The sequence below is a fragment of the Arthrobacter sp. sptzw42 genome, assembly GCF_059089685.1.
Genome location: NZ_JBNHEX010000016.1, coordinates 19169 through 34310, shown reverse-complemented (window position 1 = coordinate 34310; position 15142 = coordinate 19169). Strand labels below are relative to the sequence as shown.

The 15142-nt window shown below is 65.4% G+C and carries 12 protein-coding genes, 2 tRNA genes and 1 pseudogene; 13 read left to right on the top strand and 2 right to left on the bottom strand.

All coding sequences use genetic code 11. The features are described 5' to 3' along the window. The first annotated feature begins 4 nt into the window (after positions 1-4). From AC5RT4_RS16280 to AC5RT4_RS16250, 7 genes are all read left to right on the top strand, one after another. Positions 5-781: a fumarylacetoacetate hydrolase family protein gene (locus tag AC5RT4_RS16280; RefSeq protein WP_494039983.1), complete on the top strand. Its 777-nt coding sequence runs from the start codon at positions 5-7 to the stop codon at positions 779-781. A gap of 49 nt (positions 782-830) precedes the next feature. Beyond that, a complete protein-coding gene (gene gltX / locus AC5RT4_RS16275) occupies positions 831-2345 on the top strand; it encodes a glutamate--tRNA ligase (RefSeq protein ID WP_494106451.1) in 1515 nt (504 codons plus the stop codon). After that, positions 2345-3082: an HAD family hydrolase gene (locus AC5RT4_RS16270; protein WP_494106450.1), complete on the top strand. Its 738-nt coding sequence runs from the start codon at positions 2345-2347 to the stop codon at positions 3080-3082. Before gltX ends, AC5RT4_RS16270 begins: the two co-directional genes overlap by 1 nt. A 166-nt stretch (positions 3083-3248) precedes the next feature. After that, a tRNA-Gln gene (locus AC5RT4_RS16265) sits at positions 3249-3320 on the top strand. Between the two features lie 137 nt (positions 3321-3457). Continuing rightward, positions 3458-3533, top strand: a tRNA-Glu gene (locus AC5RT4_RS16260). Positions 3534-3706: 173 nt separating this feature from the next. Next, positions 3707-5488 carry a dynamin family protein gene (locus AC5RT4_RS16255; protein WP_494106449.1) on the top strand — a complete coding sequence of 594 codons (1782 nt, stop codon included), beginning with the start codon at positions 3707-3709 and terminating at the stop codon, positions 5486-5488. After that, positions 5485-7101 (top strand): GTPase, encoded by a 1617-nt coding sequence (locus tag AC5RT4_RS16250; protein ID WP_494106448.1) that lies wholly within the window; start codon positions 5485-5487, stop codon positions 7099-7101. The genes AC5RT4_RS16255 and AC5RT4_RS16250 overlap by 4 nt, the downstream gene beginning before the upstream one ends. A 46-nt stretch (positions 7102-7147) precedes the next feature. Here AC5RT4_RS16250 and AC5RT4_RS16245 read toward each other — a convergent pair. Further along, a pseudogene (locus AC5RT4_RS16245) lies at positions 7148-7699 on the bottom strand (DUF1697 domain-containing protein). 59 nt (positions 7700-7758) lie between these two features. After that, positions 7759-8478, bottom strand: coding sequence for an IclR family transcriptional regulator (locus tag AC5RT4_RS16240; protein ID WP_066292257.1), 720 nt, complete (start codon positions 8476-8478; stop codon positions 7759-7761). 113 nt (positions 8479-8591) lie between these two features. On the opposite strand from AC5RT4_RS16240, the gene leuC reads away from it, so the two are divergent. The 6 genes from leuC (at position 8592) to AC5RT4_RS16210 (ending at position 15113) form a co-directional block, all read left to right on the top strand. Continuing rightward, entirely contained in the window at positions 8592-10046 is a 1455-nt protein-coding gene (gene leuC / locus AC5RT4_RS16235) for a 3-isopropylmalate dehydratase large subunit (RefSeq protein ID WP_494106447.1), read from the top strand. A gap of 8 nt (positions 10047-10054) precedes the next feature. Then, positions 10055-10657, top strand: a complete 603-nt coding sequence (gene leuD / locus AC5RT4_RS16230; protein ID WP_494039976.1) for a 3-isopropylmalate dehydratase small subunit — start codon at positions 10055-10057, stop codon at positions 10655-10657. Between the two features lie 150 nt (positions 10658-10807). Continuing rightward, a complete protein-coding gene (gene murA, locus AC5RT4_RS16225) occupies positions 10808-12133 on the top strand; it encodes a UDP-N-acetylglucosamine 1-carboxyvinyltransferase (RefSeq protein ID WP_387546289.1) in 1326 nt (441 codons plus the stop codon). 10 nt (positions 12134-12143) lie between these two features. Beyond that, entirely contained in the window at positions 12144-12920 is a 777-nt protein-coding gene (locus tag AC5RT4_RS16220) for a lysophospholipid acyltransferase family protein (RefSeq protein WP_494106446.1), read from the top strand. After that, positions 12892-13962, top strand: a complete 1071-nt coding sequence (locus AC5RT4_RS16215) for an NAD(P)H-dependent glycerol-3-phosphate dehydrogenase (protein ID WP_494039974.1) — start codon at positions 12892-12894, stop codon at positions 13960-13962. Before AC5RT4_RS16220 ends, AC5RT4_RS16215 begins: the two co-directional genes overlap by 29 nt. Positions 13963-13964: 2 nt before the next feature. Continuing rightward, positions 13965-15113, top strand: a complete 1149-nt coding sequence (locus AC5RT4_RS16210) for a D-alanine--D-alanine ligase family protein (protein WP_494106445.1) — start codon at positions 13965-13967, stop codon at positions 15111-15113. Positions 15114-15142 lie beyond the last annotated feature (29 nt).

Here is a 15142-nt window from a genome sequence, read left to right as displayed (position 1 = left end):
AGCCATGCGTATTGCCAGGTTTGTTGTCGATTCTGATCCCCTGTACGGCGTGGTGGAAGGTGAAACGGGCAGCGAGGAGATCACCGTCATTCACGGAGACCCTTTCTTCAACGGGGTGGAGCGCACCTCTGTCCGCCACAAGCTCGAAGACGTCCGGCTGCTTGCCCCGATCATTCCCCGCAGCAAGGTGGTTGGCGTCGGCCGCAACTTCGTGGAGCACGCGCACGAACTTGGCAACGAGGTTCCTGCCCAGCCGCTCCTGTTCCTGAAGCCCAACACCGCCGTCATTGGCCCCAACGATCCCGTCGTGCTGCCGGAGTTCTCTGAAGAAGTGTCCTTCGAAGCTGAACTGTGCGTGGTGATCGGCCGGATTTGCAAGGACGTGCCGGAGGAACGCGTGGACGATGTCATCTTTGGTTACACCTGCGGCAACGACCTCACGGCGCGGGACGTCCAGAAGAGCGACCTGCAGTGGACCCGCGCCAAGGGCTTTGACACCTCGGCGCCCCTTGGCCCGTGGATTGAGACCGAACTTGATCCGGACGATGTACAGATCCAGTCCCGGCTGAACGGAGAGCTGCGGCAGGACGGCAGCACCAGCCAGATGATCAGGGGCGTACGGGAACTTGTGTCTTTGGTCTCCCAGGCGTTCACCCTGCTGCCGGGCGACGTCATCATGACCGGTACGCCGGCCGGCGTGGGCCTGGTGAGCGCGGGTGACCGCATCGAGGTGGAGATCGAGGGCATCGGCCGCTTGTCCAACCCCATAGTCCGCCGCTGACTTTTCTCCGCCGTGACCCCTGGCGGCAGACGGTAAAGTTGAAGCCACTATGACTACTGCTGCTGCACCGAATGCTGCCTCCATCCCGCCCGTCACCGCGGACACTCCCGTCCGGGTCCGTTTTTGCCCCTCGCCCACGGGCACGCCCCACGTCGGACTGATTCGCACGGCCCTGTTCAACTGGGCCTATGCCCGGCACACCAAGGGCACCATGGTGTTCAGGATCGAGGACACGGATTCTGCGCGCGACAGCGAGGAAAGCTACCACCAGCTGCTGGACGCGCTGAAGTGGCTGGGCATCGACTGGGACGAGGGCGTTGAGGTCGGTGGGCCGCATGAGCCCTACCGGCAGTCGCAGCGGAGCGATATCTACCAGGACGTCATTGGCCGGCTCCGGGAGGGCGGCTTTGTCTACGAGTCCTACTCCACCCCGGATGAGATCGAGGCGCGGCACCGTGCGGCGGGCCGCGACCCGAAGCTCGGCTACGACGGCTTTGACCGCCACCTGACGGAGGAGCAGCTCGCGCAGTTCAAGGCCGAAGGCCGCGAAGCCGTCCTTCGCCTGCGGATGCCGGACGAGGACATCACGTTCAACGACCTGGTCCGCGGTGAAATCACCTTCCGTGCGGGATCCGTCCCGGACTTCGCGGTGGTCCGCGCCAACGGAGCGCCCCTGTACACGCTGGTAAACCCGGTTGACGACGCCCTGATGGGCATCACCCATATCCTCCGCGGCGAGGACCTGCTCAGTTCGACTCCCCGCCAGATTGCCCTCTACCGGGCTTTGCATGCGGTCGGAGTGGCAAAGTACATGCCGGAGTTCGGCCACCTGCCGTATGTCATGGGACAGGGCAACAAAAAGCTCTCCAAGCGCGACCCCGAATCCAGCCTGTTCCTGCACCGGGAGCGGGGCTTCATCCCCGAGGGCCTGCTGAACTACCTGTCACTGCTGGGCTGGTCGCTCAGCGCGGACGAGGACATTTTCACGGTGGAACAGCTGGTGGAGCACTTCGACATCCATGACGTGCTGGGCAACCCCGCCCGCTTCGACCTGAAAAAGGCCGAGGCGATCAATGGGACGCACGTCCGCATGCTTTCCCCGGAAGTGTTCCGGGAGCGCCTGGTTCCCTACCTCCGCGCAGCCGGCCTGGTGGGGGAGATTCTGACGGACCGGGAAGAGGAGATCCTCACCGAAGCCGCACCGCTGGTCCAGGAACGCATCACCCTGCTGGGGGAGGCGCCGGAGATGCTGGCGTTCCTCTTCAAGGCCGACGACGCCATCGACGTCGCCGCCGACGCCCGCAAAGGACTTCCGGAAAACTTGCCCGAAGTACTCGATGCAGCCATCGCGGCGCTCGAACCGGTGGAGGAGTGGACCCCGGACAACATCCAGACCGCGCTGAAGCAGGCACTTGTTGAGGACCTCGGCATCAAACCCCGCCTGGCGTTCGGACCTGTGCGCACCGCAGTCTCCGGACGGCGGATCTCGCCACCGCTGTTCGAGTCCATGGTGATCCTGGGCAAGGAGTCCTCCCTCCGCCGGCTGCAGGCGTTCCGCGGCTGATGGAAGCTCCCAGCCGGGCAGGCGGCGCAGTGCTGGCCACGCCCTTCGGTACCGTCCGGGGAGTGCTCTTCGATATCGATGACACCCTGGTCGACCTCGAATACTCCATGACCACGGCTCTGCGGGAGGTCAGCGAACACCTCCTGCCGGGGCTTGACCAGGCCGGCTGGGAGCGGTTCGGGCGCATCTTCACGCACGAGACCACGCACTACTACGACCGCTACCTCGCCGGCGAACTGACGTTTAACGAACAGCGGCTGTTGCGCGGCCGGGCGGCATTGGGCCACTTCGGCGTTGAGCTCGGCGAGGGCGAGCAATCGCACCAGTGGCTCAGCGCCTACATCGAAAAACAGCCGGCCTACGTAAAGCCTTTCCCGGACGTGATTCCGCTCCTGGACCTCCTGGACACGGCCGGCATCCCTTACGGGGCCGTCAGCAACAACGTCCATGACTACCAGCGGGCCAAACTCGACGGCGCAGGACTCGGGCGGGTCCGGCGCCTGGTGGGAACGGACACCCTCGGCGTGGCTAAGCCCGATCCAGCCATTTACCTTGAGGGCGTCCGGCTCCTGGGCACCAACGCCGCCGACACCCTGTACGTAGGAGACAACCGCCTCCTCGACGCCGAGGGCTCGACGGCGGCAGGCCTCCTCGGTGTCTGGCTCAACCGGGCGGGGGAGCCCGCGGCGGGGTTCGAGGGCAACTCGGTCTCTTCCCTTGAAGGGTTAGTCGCGTAGCGGCGCCTTGTGCGGGCCGCCGCCACTCCGGCGGCCCGCACACCTTTCGGCGGCAGGGGCCGGAATGCCCGATTTGTGCGAGCCGGAAGTCTCGGGTAAAGTAATTTCTCGTGCTGAGGCGCACGGAGCAGGGTAAACGCCCTGAAAACCGGCCCGAAAGTATTATTGGGATATGGTGTAATTGGCAACACTACGGTTTCTGGTACCGTCATTCTAGGTTCGAGTCCTGGTATCCCAGCTCTGTTTGGGGCCCTGCACATGGGCCGAAAACAGAAGGTTTCGGACGGTCCGCCGATTTGAAACCACAGCGAAGTGTGTGAAACAATCACTGAGCTTGACCAGCGGAAACGTTGGTTGGAAGTACCGACAGTACACGGCCCCATCGTATAGCGGCCTAGTACGCCGCCCTCTCACGGCGGTAACGCGGGTTCGAATCCCGCTGGGGTCACCAGCAAGAATGGTCCCGGGCAAACGCCCGGGGCCATTTTTCTTTGCCCGGATGCTTACCTCCCCGCCCTGGCCCCCTTTTCGGACAGCACATCGTGGGTTTCCCCGAGGTGTGCTGTTTGGGGGGCTTTGCGAAGGAACCCCACCAGCGCCGACCTGAACTGGCATGATGTTGCTGTGACCTACCGGAACGAGCAAGACCACCCGAACGATGCGCAGGCGGCCCCGCCGGCTTTGGCAGCAGTAACGCTGCTGGAAGAGGTCCGGGATGACCTTGCAGGCACGGCACTTCCGCTTGCGTTGCCGGACGCGGAGCAGGCGCGGCGTGATGCGGGCGGGGCGGTGGCGCAGCTCGACGACTACATCCTTCCCCGGTACCGCAGCCTTGATGCCCCGCTCCTGGCAGTGGTGGGCGGTTCCACAGGTGCGGGCAAGTCGACCCTCGTCAACGCCCTGGTTGGCCACCCCGTCACCCGGTCCGGCGCTATCCGGCCCACCACCCGCCAGCCCATCCTCCTGCACCACCCGTCCGAGGCCGCCTGGTTTGAAGGACAACGCGTCCTGCCAAGCCTCAGCCGGATCCGGGGCTACGCTGCCAGCAGCCCGGTGCCGGCAAGCAGGGCGGGAGCCGTGCCGGACGCCGGTGCAATGTCTTCCCTCGTCCTGGTGGCCGACCCCGCAGTTCCGGCCGGTATTGCCGTCCTGGACGCCCCGGACGTCGATTCAATTTCTGATGACAACCGCAAGCTGGCAGCGCAGCTCCTCGCCGCCGCCGATCTGTGGATCTTCGTCACCACCGCCAACCGCTACGCCGACGCCGTCCCCTGGAAACTGCTCCTAAACGCAGCTTCCAGGGACATCATGGTCGCGGTTGTCCTTGACCGGGTACCGCCAGGGGCGGAAACGGAAGTCAGCGAGGACCTGCGCGCCCTGCTGGACCGTGAGGGCCTGGGCGGGGCACAACTGTTCATTATCCCGGAAGCCCCCCTGGATCCGCTGGGCATGCTGCCGGCCGCCGCCGTCCTCCCGCTGCGGACATGGCTTGGCGCGCTGGCGGCGGATGCCGCCGGCCGTTCCGACATCGCCCGGCGCACGCTGAACGGGACTGTCCGGGCGCTGGCCGGCCGTGTGGCTGCCGTGGCCCAGGCCGCCCGGGAGCAGCAGGCCGCCGGGGACAGCCTCGAAGCCGCAGCGGTGGCGGCCTACCGTGATGCTGCCAACCGGATCCTCGAGGCCACCAGGGACGGAGCCCTGCTGCGGGGAGAAGTGCTTGCCCGCTGGCAGGACTTTGTGGGAACCGGCGAATTCTTCCGAACTCTGGAACAGAACGTCGGCCGGCTCCGGGACCGGTTGGGCGCCTTTTTCCGTGGTGAACCTGCCCCGGCCGTAACGGTTGAGGCAGCGATCGAGACGGGGCTGCAGGCTGTCATCGTCGACGAAGCCGCAAATGCCGCCGAGGACACAGACCAGCGCTGGCGGACTGACCCCGCCGGGCGCCAACTGCTGGGAACGGACGATCTTTCCGGCACTACGCCGGGCTTCGAGGACAGGACCGCGGCCGAGATCAGGGCCTGGCAGGAAGCGCTAATGGAACTGATCCGCACCGAAGGACAGGGAAAACGGACACAGGCGCGCTGGCTGTCCTTCGGTATCAATGGCCTGGGTGCTGCCCTGATGATCGTTGTGTTCTCGATGACTGCCGGACTGACAGGACTCGAAATCGGAGTGGCGGGCGGAACCGCCGTCGTTGGCCAGCGGCTGCTCGAAGCGGTTTTCGGCGAGGACGCCGTCCGTCGCATGGCCGAAAAAGCACGCGAGGACCTTCACGACCGCTGCCAGCGCCTGTTGCAGGATGAGCGGCAGAAGTTTCTTTCCCGGCTGCCCGAGCGCGATGAGAGCGCCCCGCAGACCCTTGCCGCGCACGCGGACGCACTGGTCCGTCTGGCGGACAACGCATGAGCCGCCACAGCGACACCCGCGAAGCGTCTCGGCTCGACCGCAGGCTTTCGGCCCTCAACGATGCCCGCGGGCTGGGCGAGGGCGTCCTTCCCGATGAGTCCCTCCAGGAAGTCTTCACCGTCCTCGAACGCGCCAGTTCACGGCGGTCGCTTTCGGCGGACCACACCGTGGTGGGGTTCTTCGGCGCCACCGGAAGCGGCAAGTCGTCCCTGTTCAATGCGGTCAGCGGAGCTGAGATTGCGACGGCGGCGGCGCGCCGGCCCACGACGTCCGAACCCCTGGCGGGGGTGTGGGGAGCTGAGGGCAGCGACCCCCTCCTCGATTGGCTGGAGGTCCGCAACCGGCACCACGCCGCAGCTGTGGAAGGGTTCGCTGATGAGGAGACGGGCCTGATCCTGCTGGATTTGCCCGACTTCGATTCCACCCGGGCAGCAAACCGCGAGGTGGTTCAGCGGATGGTGGGCCTGGTGGATGTCCTCGTCTGGGTGCTTGACCCCCAAAAGTACGCAGACGCCGCGGTGCACAATGACTTCCTGTCGCGTCTGGCCTCGCACGGCGCCGTCACGCTGGTGGTCCTCAATCAGGTGGACAGGCTTCCGGAGCGTGACGTGCAGCCCGTCCTGGAATCGCTGCGGGCCATCCTTGCCCGGGACGGACTGGCGAAGGTCCAGGTATTGGCGGCCTCGGCCCTGACCGGTGCAGGTGTGGACAAAGTCCGCACGGCCATCCGGAGCGTAGCTGTGAAGCGCAAGGCCCAGTCCGAACGGCTTGCTGCCGACATCACCAGGGCGTCAGCTGACCTGGCTGCGGTGTCCGGCGGGGGAGAAGCGGCAGGGGTCCGTTCGGCCGCAAAGGAACGCCTGGCCGATGAGCTCGCCGTAGCTGCCAACGTTCCCACGGTGGTCCGGGCGGTAAGCCAGTCTTACCGGCTTGAGTCAGTAAAGCGCACCGGTTGGCCGGTGACCAGGTGGCTGTCCCGGTTCCGGCCCGATCCGCTGCGGCGGCTCAACCTGCGAAGCGGGGCTCCGTCTGAGCTGAACCGGACCTCGCTGCCGCCGGCAGGAGCGCCGGAGCGCGCACGCACGGACGCGGCCGTCCGGGAGTTCGCCGACACCGCCAGTGCCGGCGCGCCGGGGCCGTGGCGTGCCGCCATCCGCGGAGCAGCCCGGGAGGGCAGGGAACGCCTTCCTGACGCGCTCGACCAGGCCATCGCCGGAACCGATCTTGCCGCGAACCGCAAGTCATGGTGGTGGGGCGTGTTCAACGTGGTGCAGTGGCTGGCGCTGCTTACGGCGCTGGGAGGCCTTGGCTGGCTCGCCGTTTTGGCCGTCCTCGGCTATTTCCAGATGCCCGTTCCGGAGGTGCCAAGGCTTGAAGGCTGGCCGCTGCCCACGCTGATGATCGCAGCCGGGGTGGTCCTGGGAGTCTTCCTGGCCGTAACCGGCCGTTTTATTTCCGCTGCAGCTGCGGGTGCGCGTGCGGCGAAGGCGAGGAAACGGCTCAATGCTGCAGTGGCAGCGGTGGCACACGAACTTGTAGTGGAACCCGTGGAAGTGGAAGTCACCAGGCTTTCCGCCTTCAACGCCGCGCTGAAGACGGCCCGGGCCGGATAAGCGGGATATCCGCTGCGGCAAGGCCGGGTTGGAAGGCGGGAACCTCTTAGTTGCCGGCGGCTGCCAGCTCCGCAGCCGCGTCCCGGACCTTGATGAGGGTACGCAGGTTCCGGGTTGTGGTGGAGGCTTTGAACCTGGGTTTGGCCGTGATGCTGCTGAAGGGGCTGGCCAGCGTTCCCCCCGCCGGCGCCAGCCAGGCCAGTGCCTCGGAACCCAACCTCGTCTATTCCGCCCCCTCCAGGGCAGCCCCAGCGGAATCGAGTTCATCCAGCATCGCCTGGTCCGAGGAAAGCGTGATGTAGGTGTGGGTGCTTTTGTCATCGTCCGAGTACGGGCAAGCTGCCACGAGTTCGGCCAGCCGGGCTGCATCGAGCACCACCACCCAGGCGTCATAACCAAACGCATCGCGAGAGCACTTCTCGCACTCCCGCTTAACGGCAGCCGCATCCAGGCTGCTGGCCAGGACAACGTTCCCGCTGGCAAGCAGGGTACGGGCATCGGAAAACCCGGCACCCTTCAGCGCCTCCCGGACGTCCGCCATTTTGATATTGATGCCGCCAACGTTGATGCCGCGAAGAAACACTGCATAGCTGCCCATGGCGGAAATACTAGCCGCCGCCCATCAAAGCTCAGGCGGTCACTTGTCCTTGTTCCGGTTCAGTCGTTGTTCTTGCGCAGGGCCTCGGTGAGGATCCGGCCCGCGTTGCAGACCACTTCGGCATGCAGCCTGCCGGGCTGCCGCGTGAGGCGCTCGATTGGTCCGGAGATCGAAACAGCGGCGATGACCCTGCCTGACGGACCGCGCACCGGTGCGGAAACTGAGGCGACCCCCGGCTCGCGTTCGCCGAGGCTTTGTCCCCAGCCCCGCCGTCGTACGCCGGCCAGGACGGTGGGTGTGAAGCGGGCCGACTGCAGCCCTTCGAGCAGGCGGTCGTGGTCCTCCCACGCGAGGAGTACCTGGGCCGCGGATCCTGCCTTCATGGACAGCTGCGTTCCCACCGGGATGGTGTCGCGCAATCCGATGGGGCGCTCGGCGGAGGCGACGCAGACGCGCCAGTCGCCCTGCCGGCGGAAGATCTGCGCACTTTCGCCCGTGGCATCGCGCAGCTGCATCAACACCGGCCCGGCGGAAGCAATCAAACGGTCCTCGCCTGCAGCCGAGGCAAGTTCAACCAGCCGGCTTCCCAGGACGAATCGGCCCTGGATGTCCCGGCTCACCAGCCGGTGGTGCACGAGGGCAAGGGCAAGGCGGTGGACAGTGGGCCGTGCGAGCCCGGTGGCTGCCACCAGCTGCGCCAAAGTAGTGGGGCCGGCCTCGAGTGCATCAAGTACATGGGCCGCTTTATCAATGACACCGACTCCACTAGAATTGTCCATGTAATGATATTGCCGTCTCATTATCTGAGATGCAAATCTTTCGGCTGGCGCAGTGCGAAGGCGTACTGGTTCAGTGGACCTCAACAGCCAAACAGCAGTGAAGGGAGATGGCCATGGCAAACACATTGGCCGAGAAAGTCTGGGACGCCCACGTGGTGCGCAAGGGTGACGGCGACGGTGCCAATGCCCAGCCCGACCTTCTCTTCATCGACCTCCACCTTGTCCACGAGGTCACATCCCCGCAGGCTTTTGAGGGCCTCCGGCTGGCAGGCAGGAAACTGCGCCGGCCGGACCTGACCATCGCCACGGAGGACCACAACACTCCCACTCTGGACATTGACAAGCCTATCGCCGATCTCACCAGCCGCACCCAGATCCAGACGCTCCGCAACAACTGCGCCGAGTTCGGTGTCCGGCTCCACTCCCTGGGTGACGCCGAGCAGGGCATCGTGCACGTGGTGGGCCCGCAGTTGGGCCTCACCCAGCCGGGCATGACTGTTGTCTGCGGTGACTCCCACACCTCCACGCACGGCGCCTTCGGAGCGCTGGCCATGGGCATCGGAACCTCGGAGGTGGAGCACGTTATGGCCACCCAGACACTGTCGCTGAAGCCGTTCAAAACGATGGCCATCAACGTTGAGGGCACGCTGCGCTCCGGCGTCACGGCCAAGGACATCATCCTCGCCGTCATCGCCAAAATCGGCACCGGTGGCGGCCAGGGCTACGTCCTGGAGTACCGGGGCTCCGCAATCCGCGCGCTGTCCATAGACGCCCGCATGACCATCTGCAACATGTCCATCGAAGCCGGCGCGCGCGCCGGCATGGTGGCGCCGGACCAGACCACGTACGACTACATGAAGGGCCGCCCGCACGCCCCGGAAGGCGCTGACTGGGACGCCGCCGTCGAATACTGGAACACGCTCCGCTCCGACGACGACGCTGTCTTCGACGCGCAGGTGGACCTGGACGCCGACACGCTGGAACCGTTCGTCACCTGGGGCACCAATCCCGGGCAGGGCGTTTCGCTGTCTGAATCGGTGCCGTCCCCCGAGGACTTCGGCGATGAAAACGCGAAGGCCGCAGCCGAACGCGCCCTGCACTACATGGGACTCGAGGCCGGCACGCCCATGAAGGACATCCGGGTTGATACCGTCTTCCTTGGATCCTGCACCAACTCCCGCATGGAGGACCTGCGCGCCGCTGCAGACATCATCCGCGGGCGCCAAAAAGACCCGAACATCCGGATGCTGGTGGTGCCCGGATCGGCGCGGGTCCGGCTGGAGGCCGAGGCTGAGGGCCTGGACAGGGTCTTCAAGGACTTCGGGGCGGAGTGGCGCTTCGCAGGCTGCTCCATGTGCCTGGGCATGAACCCTGACCAGCTGGAAGTGGGGGAGCGCTGCGCCTCCACCTCCAACCGCAACTTCGAAGGGCGCCAGGGCAAGGGCGGCCGCACCCACTTGGTGTCGCCGGTGGTCGCCGCTGCCACAGCCATCCGTGGCACGCTCAGCTCGCCGTCGGACCTTGATCCGGCCCCTGAATCAGCCGCCACCCGCACGAACGCAGCCTAGGACACGCCATGGAAAAGTTCACCACCCACACCGGAATCGGCGTCCCGCTGCGCCAGAGCAACGTTGACACGGACCAGATCATCCCCGCTGTGTACCTCAAGCGCATCACCCGCACGGGCTTCGAGGACGCCCTGTTCTCAGCGTGGCGCAAGGACCCGGCGTTTATCCTGAACCAGGCGCCCTTCAGCGCCGGTTCGGTCCTGGTGGCCGGGCCGGATTTCGGTACAGGATCCTCCCGTGAGCACGCCGTTTGGGCCTTGAAGGACTATGGCTTCAAGACTGTGCTCTCCTCCCGGTTTGCCGACATCTTCCGGGGCAACTCCGGCAAGCAGGGACTGCTCGCCGCCGAAGTGGCCCAGGACGACATCGAATTGATCTGGAAAGAACTGGAGAACGCTCCCGGGACCGAAGTCACGGTGGACCTTGTGTCCAAAACGGTGGTCTGCGGTAACATCGTGGCACCCTTCGAAATCGACGACTACACGCGGTGGCGCCTGCTCGAAGGCCTGGACGACATCGGCCTGACACTCCAGCATGAGGCAGACATCACTGCCTACGAGGCGACCCGCCCTGCCTTCAAGCCGAAAACACTGCCGGCCCGCCTTTCCTGAGCCCGCCCAAGCAGCCGTGACGGGGGCGGCGGCGGCGCGCCACGCCCTGCCGCCGTCGCCCGCGTATTTCGGTTCGGTAACGCAACCTCCTATGCTTGGTTGGAGCCTTTGCAGGGATCTTGGGGCTAGTCATCGTTAGGAAACCGGTATATGAGTAGTGTTCTGACCATCCGCGGCGGAGTCCCGCTTACTGGCCGCGTCACCGTCCGGGGAGCGAAAAATCTCGTTCCCAAGGCCATGGTGGCGGCGTTGCTGGGCAACGAGCCGTCGGTGTTGCGGAATGTGCCGGAAATTAAGGACGTGGAGGTAGTCACCTCCCTCCTGCAGCTGCACGGAGTCACCGTGGTCAAGGACCCGGTGAACGGGGACCTGACCCTGGACCCTAAAGCGGCCAAAACGGCCCCCAGCACGGCCATCGACGCTCACGCCGGCGACTCCCGGATTCCCATCCTGCTCTGCGGCCCGCTGATCCACGCCATTGGCGAAGCGTTCATCCCCGACCTTGGCGGCTGCAAGATCGGCGACCGCCCCATCGACTACCACCTGGACGTGCTCCGCCAGTTCGGTGCAGTAGTGGAAAAGCGGCCCGGCGGCATCCACATTTCCGCTCCCAAGGGCCTGCACGGGGCCAAGATTTCCCTGCCGTACCCCTCTGTCGGCGCCACCGAGCAGGTGCTGCTGAGCGCCACGCGCGCGGAGGGCATCACGGAACTTTCCGGTGCCGCAACCGAACCGGAAATTATCGACCTCATCGCCGTCCTGCAGAAGATGGGCGCGATCATCAGCGTCCAGACCGACCGCACCATCCGCATCGAAGGTGTCCGGGATCTTGGCGGCTACAACCATCGGGCGCTTTCGGACCGCAACGAGTCGGCGTCGTGGGCGTCGGCTGCACTGGTGACCAAAGGCGACATCTATGTCGAAGGCGCCTCCCAGCGCGACATGATGACCTTCCTCAACACCTACCGCAAGGTGGGCGGCGGCATGGACATCGGCGAGGAAGGCATCCGCTTTTACCACCGCGGCGGAAAGCTCACCCCGCTGGTCCTGGAAACGGACGTGCACCCCGGCTTCATGACCGACTGGCAGCAGCCGCTGGTGGTGGCGCTGACCCAGGCCGAGGGCGTTTCGATTGTCCACGAGACCGTATATGAAAACCGGTTTGGCTTCACTGATGCCCTCATCCGGATGGGCGCCAGCATCCAGGTGCACCGGGAATGCCTGGGCAGCGTCCCCTGCAGGTTCGGCCAGCGCAATTTCCTCCACTCCGCGGTGATTTCGGGGCCCACCCAGCTCAAGGGAACCGACATCGACGTGCCGGACCTCCGCGGCGGCTTCAGCCACCTGATCGCGGCACTGGCCGCAACCGGAACCTCCCGCGTTACAGGGATCGACATCATCAACCGGGGCTACGAGCGCTTCACCGAAAAGCTCGCCGGACTCGGCGCCGATTTCGACATCACCACGGCGAAGTAGCGGTACCGAAGTGAAGGAATCGGCCAAGAGCCGCGCCACCCTCGCCGTGGTCGCGGCCATAGTGCGCCCCGTGTTCAACCTCATGATGGACAAAAAGTGGGAAGGCACCGAAAAGCTGCCTGCCGGTGGTTTTATCGCAGCGCCCAACCACTGTACCGAGATTGATCCGCTGATCATCGGCCACATCCTTTACAACCACAAGCGCGCCCCCCATTTCCTGGCGAAGTCCGGACTGTTCAAGGTTCCGGTCCTGGGCTGGGTCCTGCGGGCCACCAAGCAGGTGCCGGTGGAACGCTCGACGGCGGGTGCGAACCGTTCGCTGCAGGTGGCCCAGGAAATTGTTGCCGAAGGCGGCGCCATCATTATTTATCCCGAGGGGACCCTCACGCGCGATCCGGACCTGTGGCCCATGAAGGGGCACACCGGCGCGGCGCGCCTGGCCCTCGAGGGGAATATTCCGGTGGTTCCGATTGCACACTGGGGCGCGCACGAAGTGTTCCCGCGCTACGGTAAGCGGTTTCACCTGTTCCCCCGCAAGAAGTCGAGGGTGGTGGTGGGCGAGCCCGTCGACCTGAGCGCCTTCACCGGCCGTCCCCTGGACAAGGCAACGCTGGCCGGGGCCACCGACGCCATAATGGATGCCATCACCGCCCTGCTCGCAGACATCAGGGGCGAGCAGCCTCCCGCGGAGCGCTGGGATCCGGCCAGGCAGCAGCAGGCGAAGCACGGCCGCTTCGTGGAGCGCGGGCAGCAGCAAAATGGCGAACGGACGGCCGGTGACTCCTGAGGGGAACCACCCCGGTTCAGCCCGGTCCGTCGCGATCCTGGGTGCAGGGTCGTGGGGGACGACGTTCGCCAAGATCCTGGCCGATGCTGCCACTGCAGCAGGCGAGCAGCGCGCCATCCGGATCTGGGGCCGGCGGAGCGAAGTGGTGGAGGAAATCAACACGGTCCACCGCAACGCGCAGTACTTGAAGGAAATCGCCCTCCCCAAGAGCATTACTGCTTCCACCGACGTCCGTGACGTGTTCGAGGGGGCAGATCTGGTGGTCCTGGCCGTGCCGGCCCAGTCGCTGCGGCCGCAGCTGCGCGCATGGAAAGACATGATCGCGCCCGGCGCCATGGTGGTTTCCCTCATGAAGGGCCTTGAGGTGGGAACCGACGCCCGGATGAGCGAAGTCATCAGCGAGGAACTCGGCCTGCCCACCGAGCGCATTGCGATCGTCTCAGGGCCGAACCTTGCCATGGAGATCGCCCGGGAAGAGCCCACAGCCTCAGTGGTGGCCTGCACCGACGCGGCTGCTGCCGGCTGGATCGCACGCAGCTGCACCGCACCGTACTTCCGGCCGTACACCACCTCGGACATTGTCGGGGTTGAGATCGGCGGCATCGTCAAGAACGTCATTGCGCTGGCGGTGGGCATCTGTGAAGGCAGGCAAATGGGGGACAACACCAAAGCCTCCGTGATCACCCGTGGCCTCGCCGAAACATCCCGCCTTGCCCTGGCGTTGGGCGGGGAAGCGAAAACGATGGCCGGACTCGCGGGCCTGGGCGACCTCGTGGCAACGTGCTCCTCACCCCTGTCCCGGAACCACACCGCCGGACGGCTGCTGGGCCAGGGCCTCACGCTGGAGGAGGTGGGCCAGAAAATGACCCAGACTGCCGAAGGCATTAAGTCCGGCCAGGCCGTACATGATCTTGCAAAACAGCTTGGCGTGGAGATGCCCATCACGGCTGCCGTCGTTGCCGTGCTGGCAGGCAAGCTGTCCGTTGACCAACTGGGGCCGGTCCTGCTGGCCCGGGAACTGAAACCTGAAGGCGATTACTGACAATGTCCCATGACAAACTGACCGCAACAGAGCCGGCCGGCGGGGCAAAGCCCCGGGTGGCGGTACTTTTCGGCGGCCGTTCCAGCGAACATGCCGTCAGCTGTGTCACTGCCGCCGGCGTTCTTGGTGCGATCAACAGGGATAAGTACGAGGTCATACCGATCGGGATCGCCAAGTCGGGGCAGTGGGTGCTGGCTGCCGCCGATACCGCCCAGTGGTCCCTCGCCGCATCCTCGCTGCCGGAGGTGGTTCCGTCGCAGCAGACCGTGACGCTGGCCCAGATCGGCGGTGAACACCAGCTGATCGTTGCCTCCCCGAACGAGGTTCCGCAGGAACTCGGCACCGTGGATGTGGTGTTCCCGCTGCTGCACGGCCCGTTCGGCGAGGACGGAACCATCCAGGGATTGCTGGAACTCTCGGACACCCGGTACGTCGGGGCCGGCGTCCTGGCTTCGGCAGTGGGCATGGACAAGCACTTCATGAAAGTGGTCTTCGAAGCCGCGGGCCTCCAGGTGGGCCCCTACATCGCGGTAACGGACCGGCAGTGGAGCAAGGATGCCGAATCCGTGCGGAAAAAGGTGGACCGGCTCGGCTTCCCCGTATTTGTTAAGCCGGCACGGGCTGGATCGTCCATGGGCATCTCCAAAGTTGATTCGCTGGACGAACTGGACGCCGCCATCGAAGAAGCCCGGCGGCACGACCTCAAACTGGTCATTGAAGCTGGAATTGTTGGCCGCGAAATCGAGTGCGCGGTGCTGGAAGGCAGGGGCACCGACGCTCCCCGGACTTCCATGCCCGGCGAAATTTCCGTGGCCGGGGGAAACCACGAGTTCTACGACTTCAACGCCAAGTACGTTGAGGACGACGCGGCCTCGCTCAGCTGCCCGGCAGACCTTCCTGAAGAAGCGATCACCCGGGTGCGCGAACTTTCCGCAGCCGCCTTTGACGCGGTGGGGGCTGAGGGCCTGAGCCGGGTTGATTTCTTCTACACCCCGGACGGCCAGCTGATCATCAACGAGATCAACACCATGCCGGGTTTCACCCCGAAAAGCATGTACCCGCAAATGTGGGCCGCATCCGGTCTGGACTACGCCGGGCTCATTGACGAACTTATTCACCTCGCCCTGAACCGCAAGACCGGCCTCCGCTGATTTCCGGGCTGGATCGCCGGCGCTGAAGC

Bases quoted from the DNA above. Each gene is read 5' to 3' on its own strand.
- AC5RT4_RS16215 (WP_494039974.1), top strand. From the start codon at position 12,892: ATGGCGAACGGACGGCCGGTGACTCCTGAGGGGAACCACCCCGGTTCA.
- AC5RT4_RS16250 (WP_494106448.1), top strand. From the start codon at position 5,485: ATGAGCCGCCACAGCGACACCCGCGAAGCGTCTCGGCTCGACCGCAGG.
- leuC (WP_494106447.1), top strand. From the start codon at position 8,592: ATGGCAAACACATTGGCCGAGAAAGTCTGGGACGCCCACGTGGTGCGC.
- murA (WP_387546289.1), top strand. From the start codon at position 10,808: ATGAGTAGTGTTCTGACCATCCGCGGCGGAGTCCCGCTTACTGGCCGC.
- AC5RT4_RS16210 (WP_494106445.1), top strand. From the start codon at position 13,965: ATGTCCCATGACAAACTGACCGCAACAGAGCCGGCCGGCGGGGCAAAG.
- leuD (WP_494039976.1), top strand. From the start codon at position 10,055: ATGGAAAAGTTCACCACCCACACCGGAATCGGCGTCCCGCTGCGCCAG.
- gltX (WP_494106451.1), top strand. From the start codon at position 831: ATGACTACTGCTGCTGCACCGAATGCTGCCTCCATCCCGCCCGTCACC.
- AC5RT4_RS16280 (WP_494039983.1), top strand. From the start codon at position 5: ATGCGTATTGCCAGGTTTGTTGTCGATTCTGATCCCCTGTACGGCGTG.
- AC5RT4_RS16240 (WP_066292257.1), bottom strand. From the start codon at position 8,478: ATGGACAATTCTAGTGGAGTCGGTGTCATTGATAAAGCGGCCCATGTA.
- AC5RT4_RS16270 (WP_494106450.1), top strand. From the start codon at position 2,345: ATGGAAGCTCCCAGCCGGGCAGGCGGCGCAGTGCTGGCCACGCCCTTC.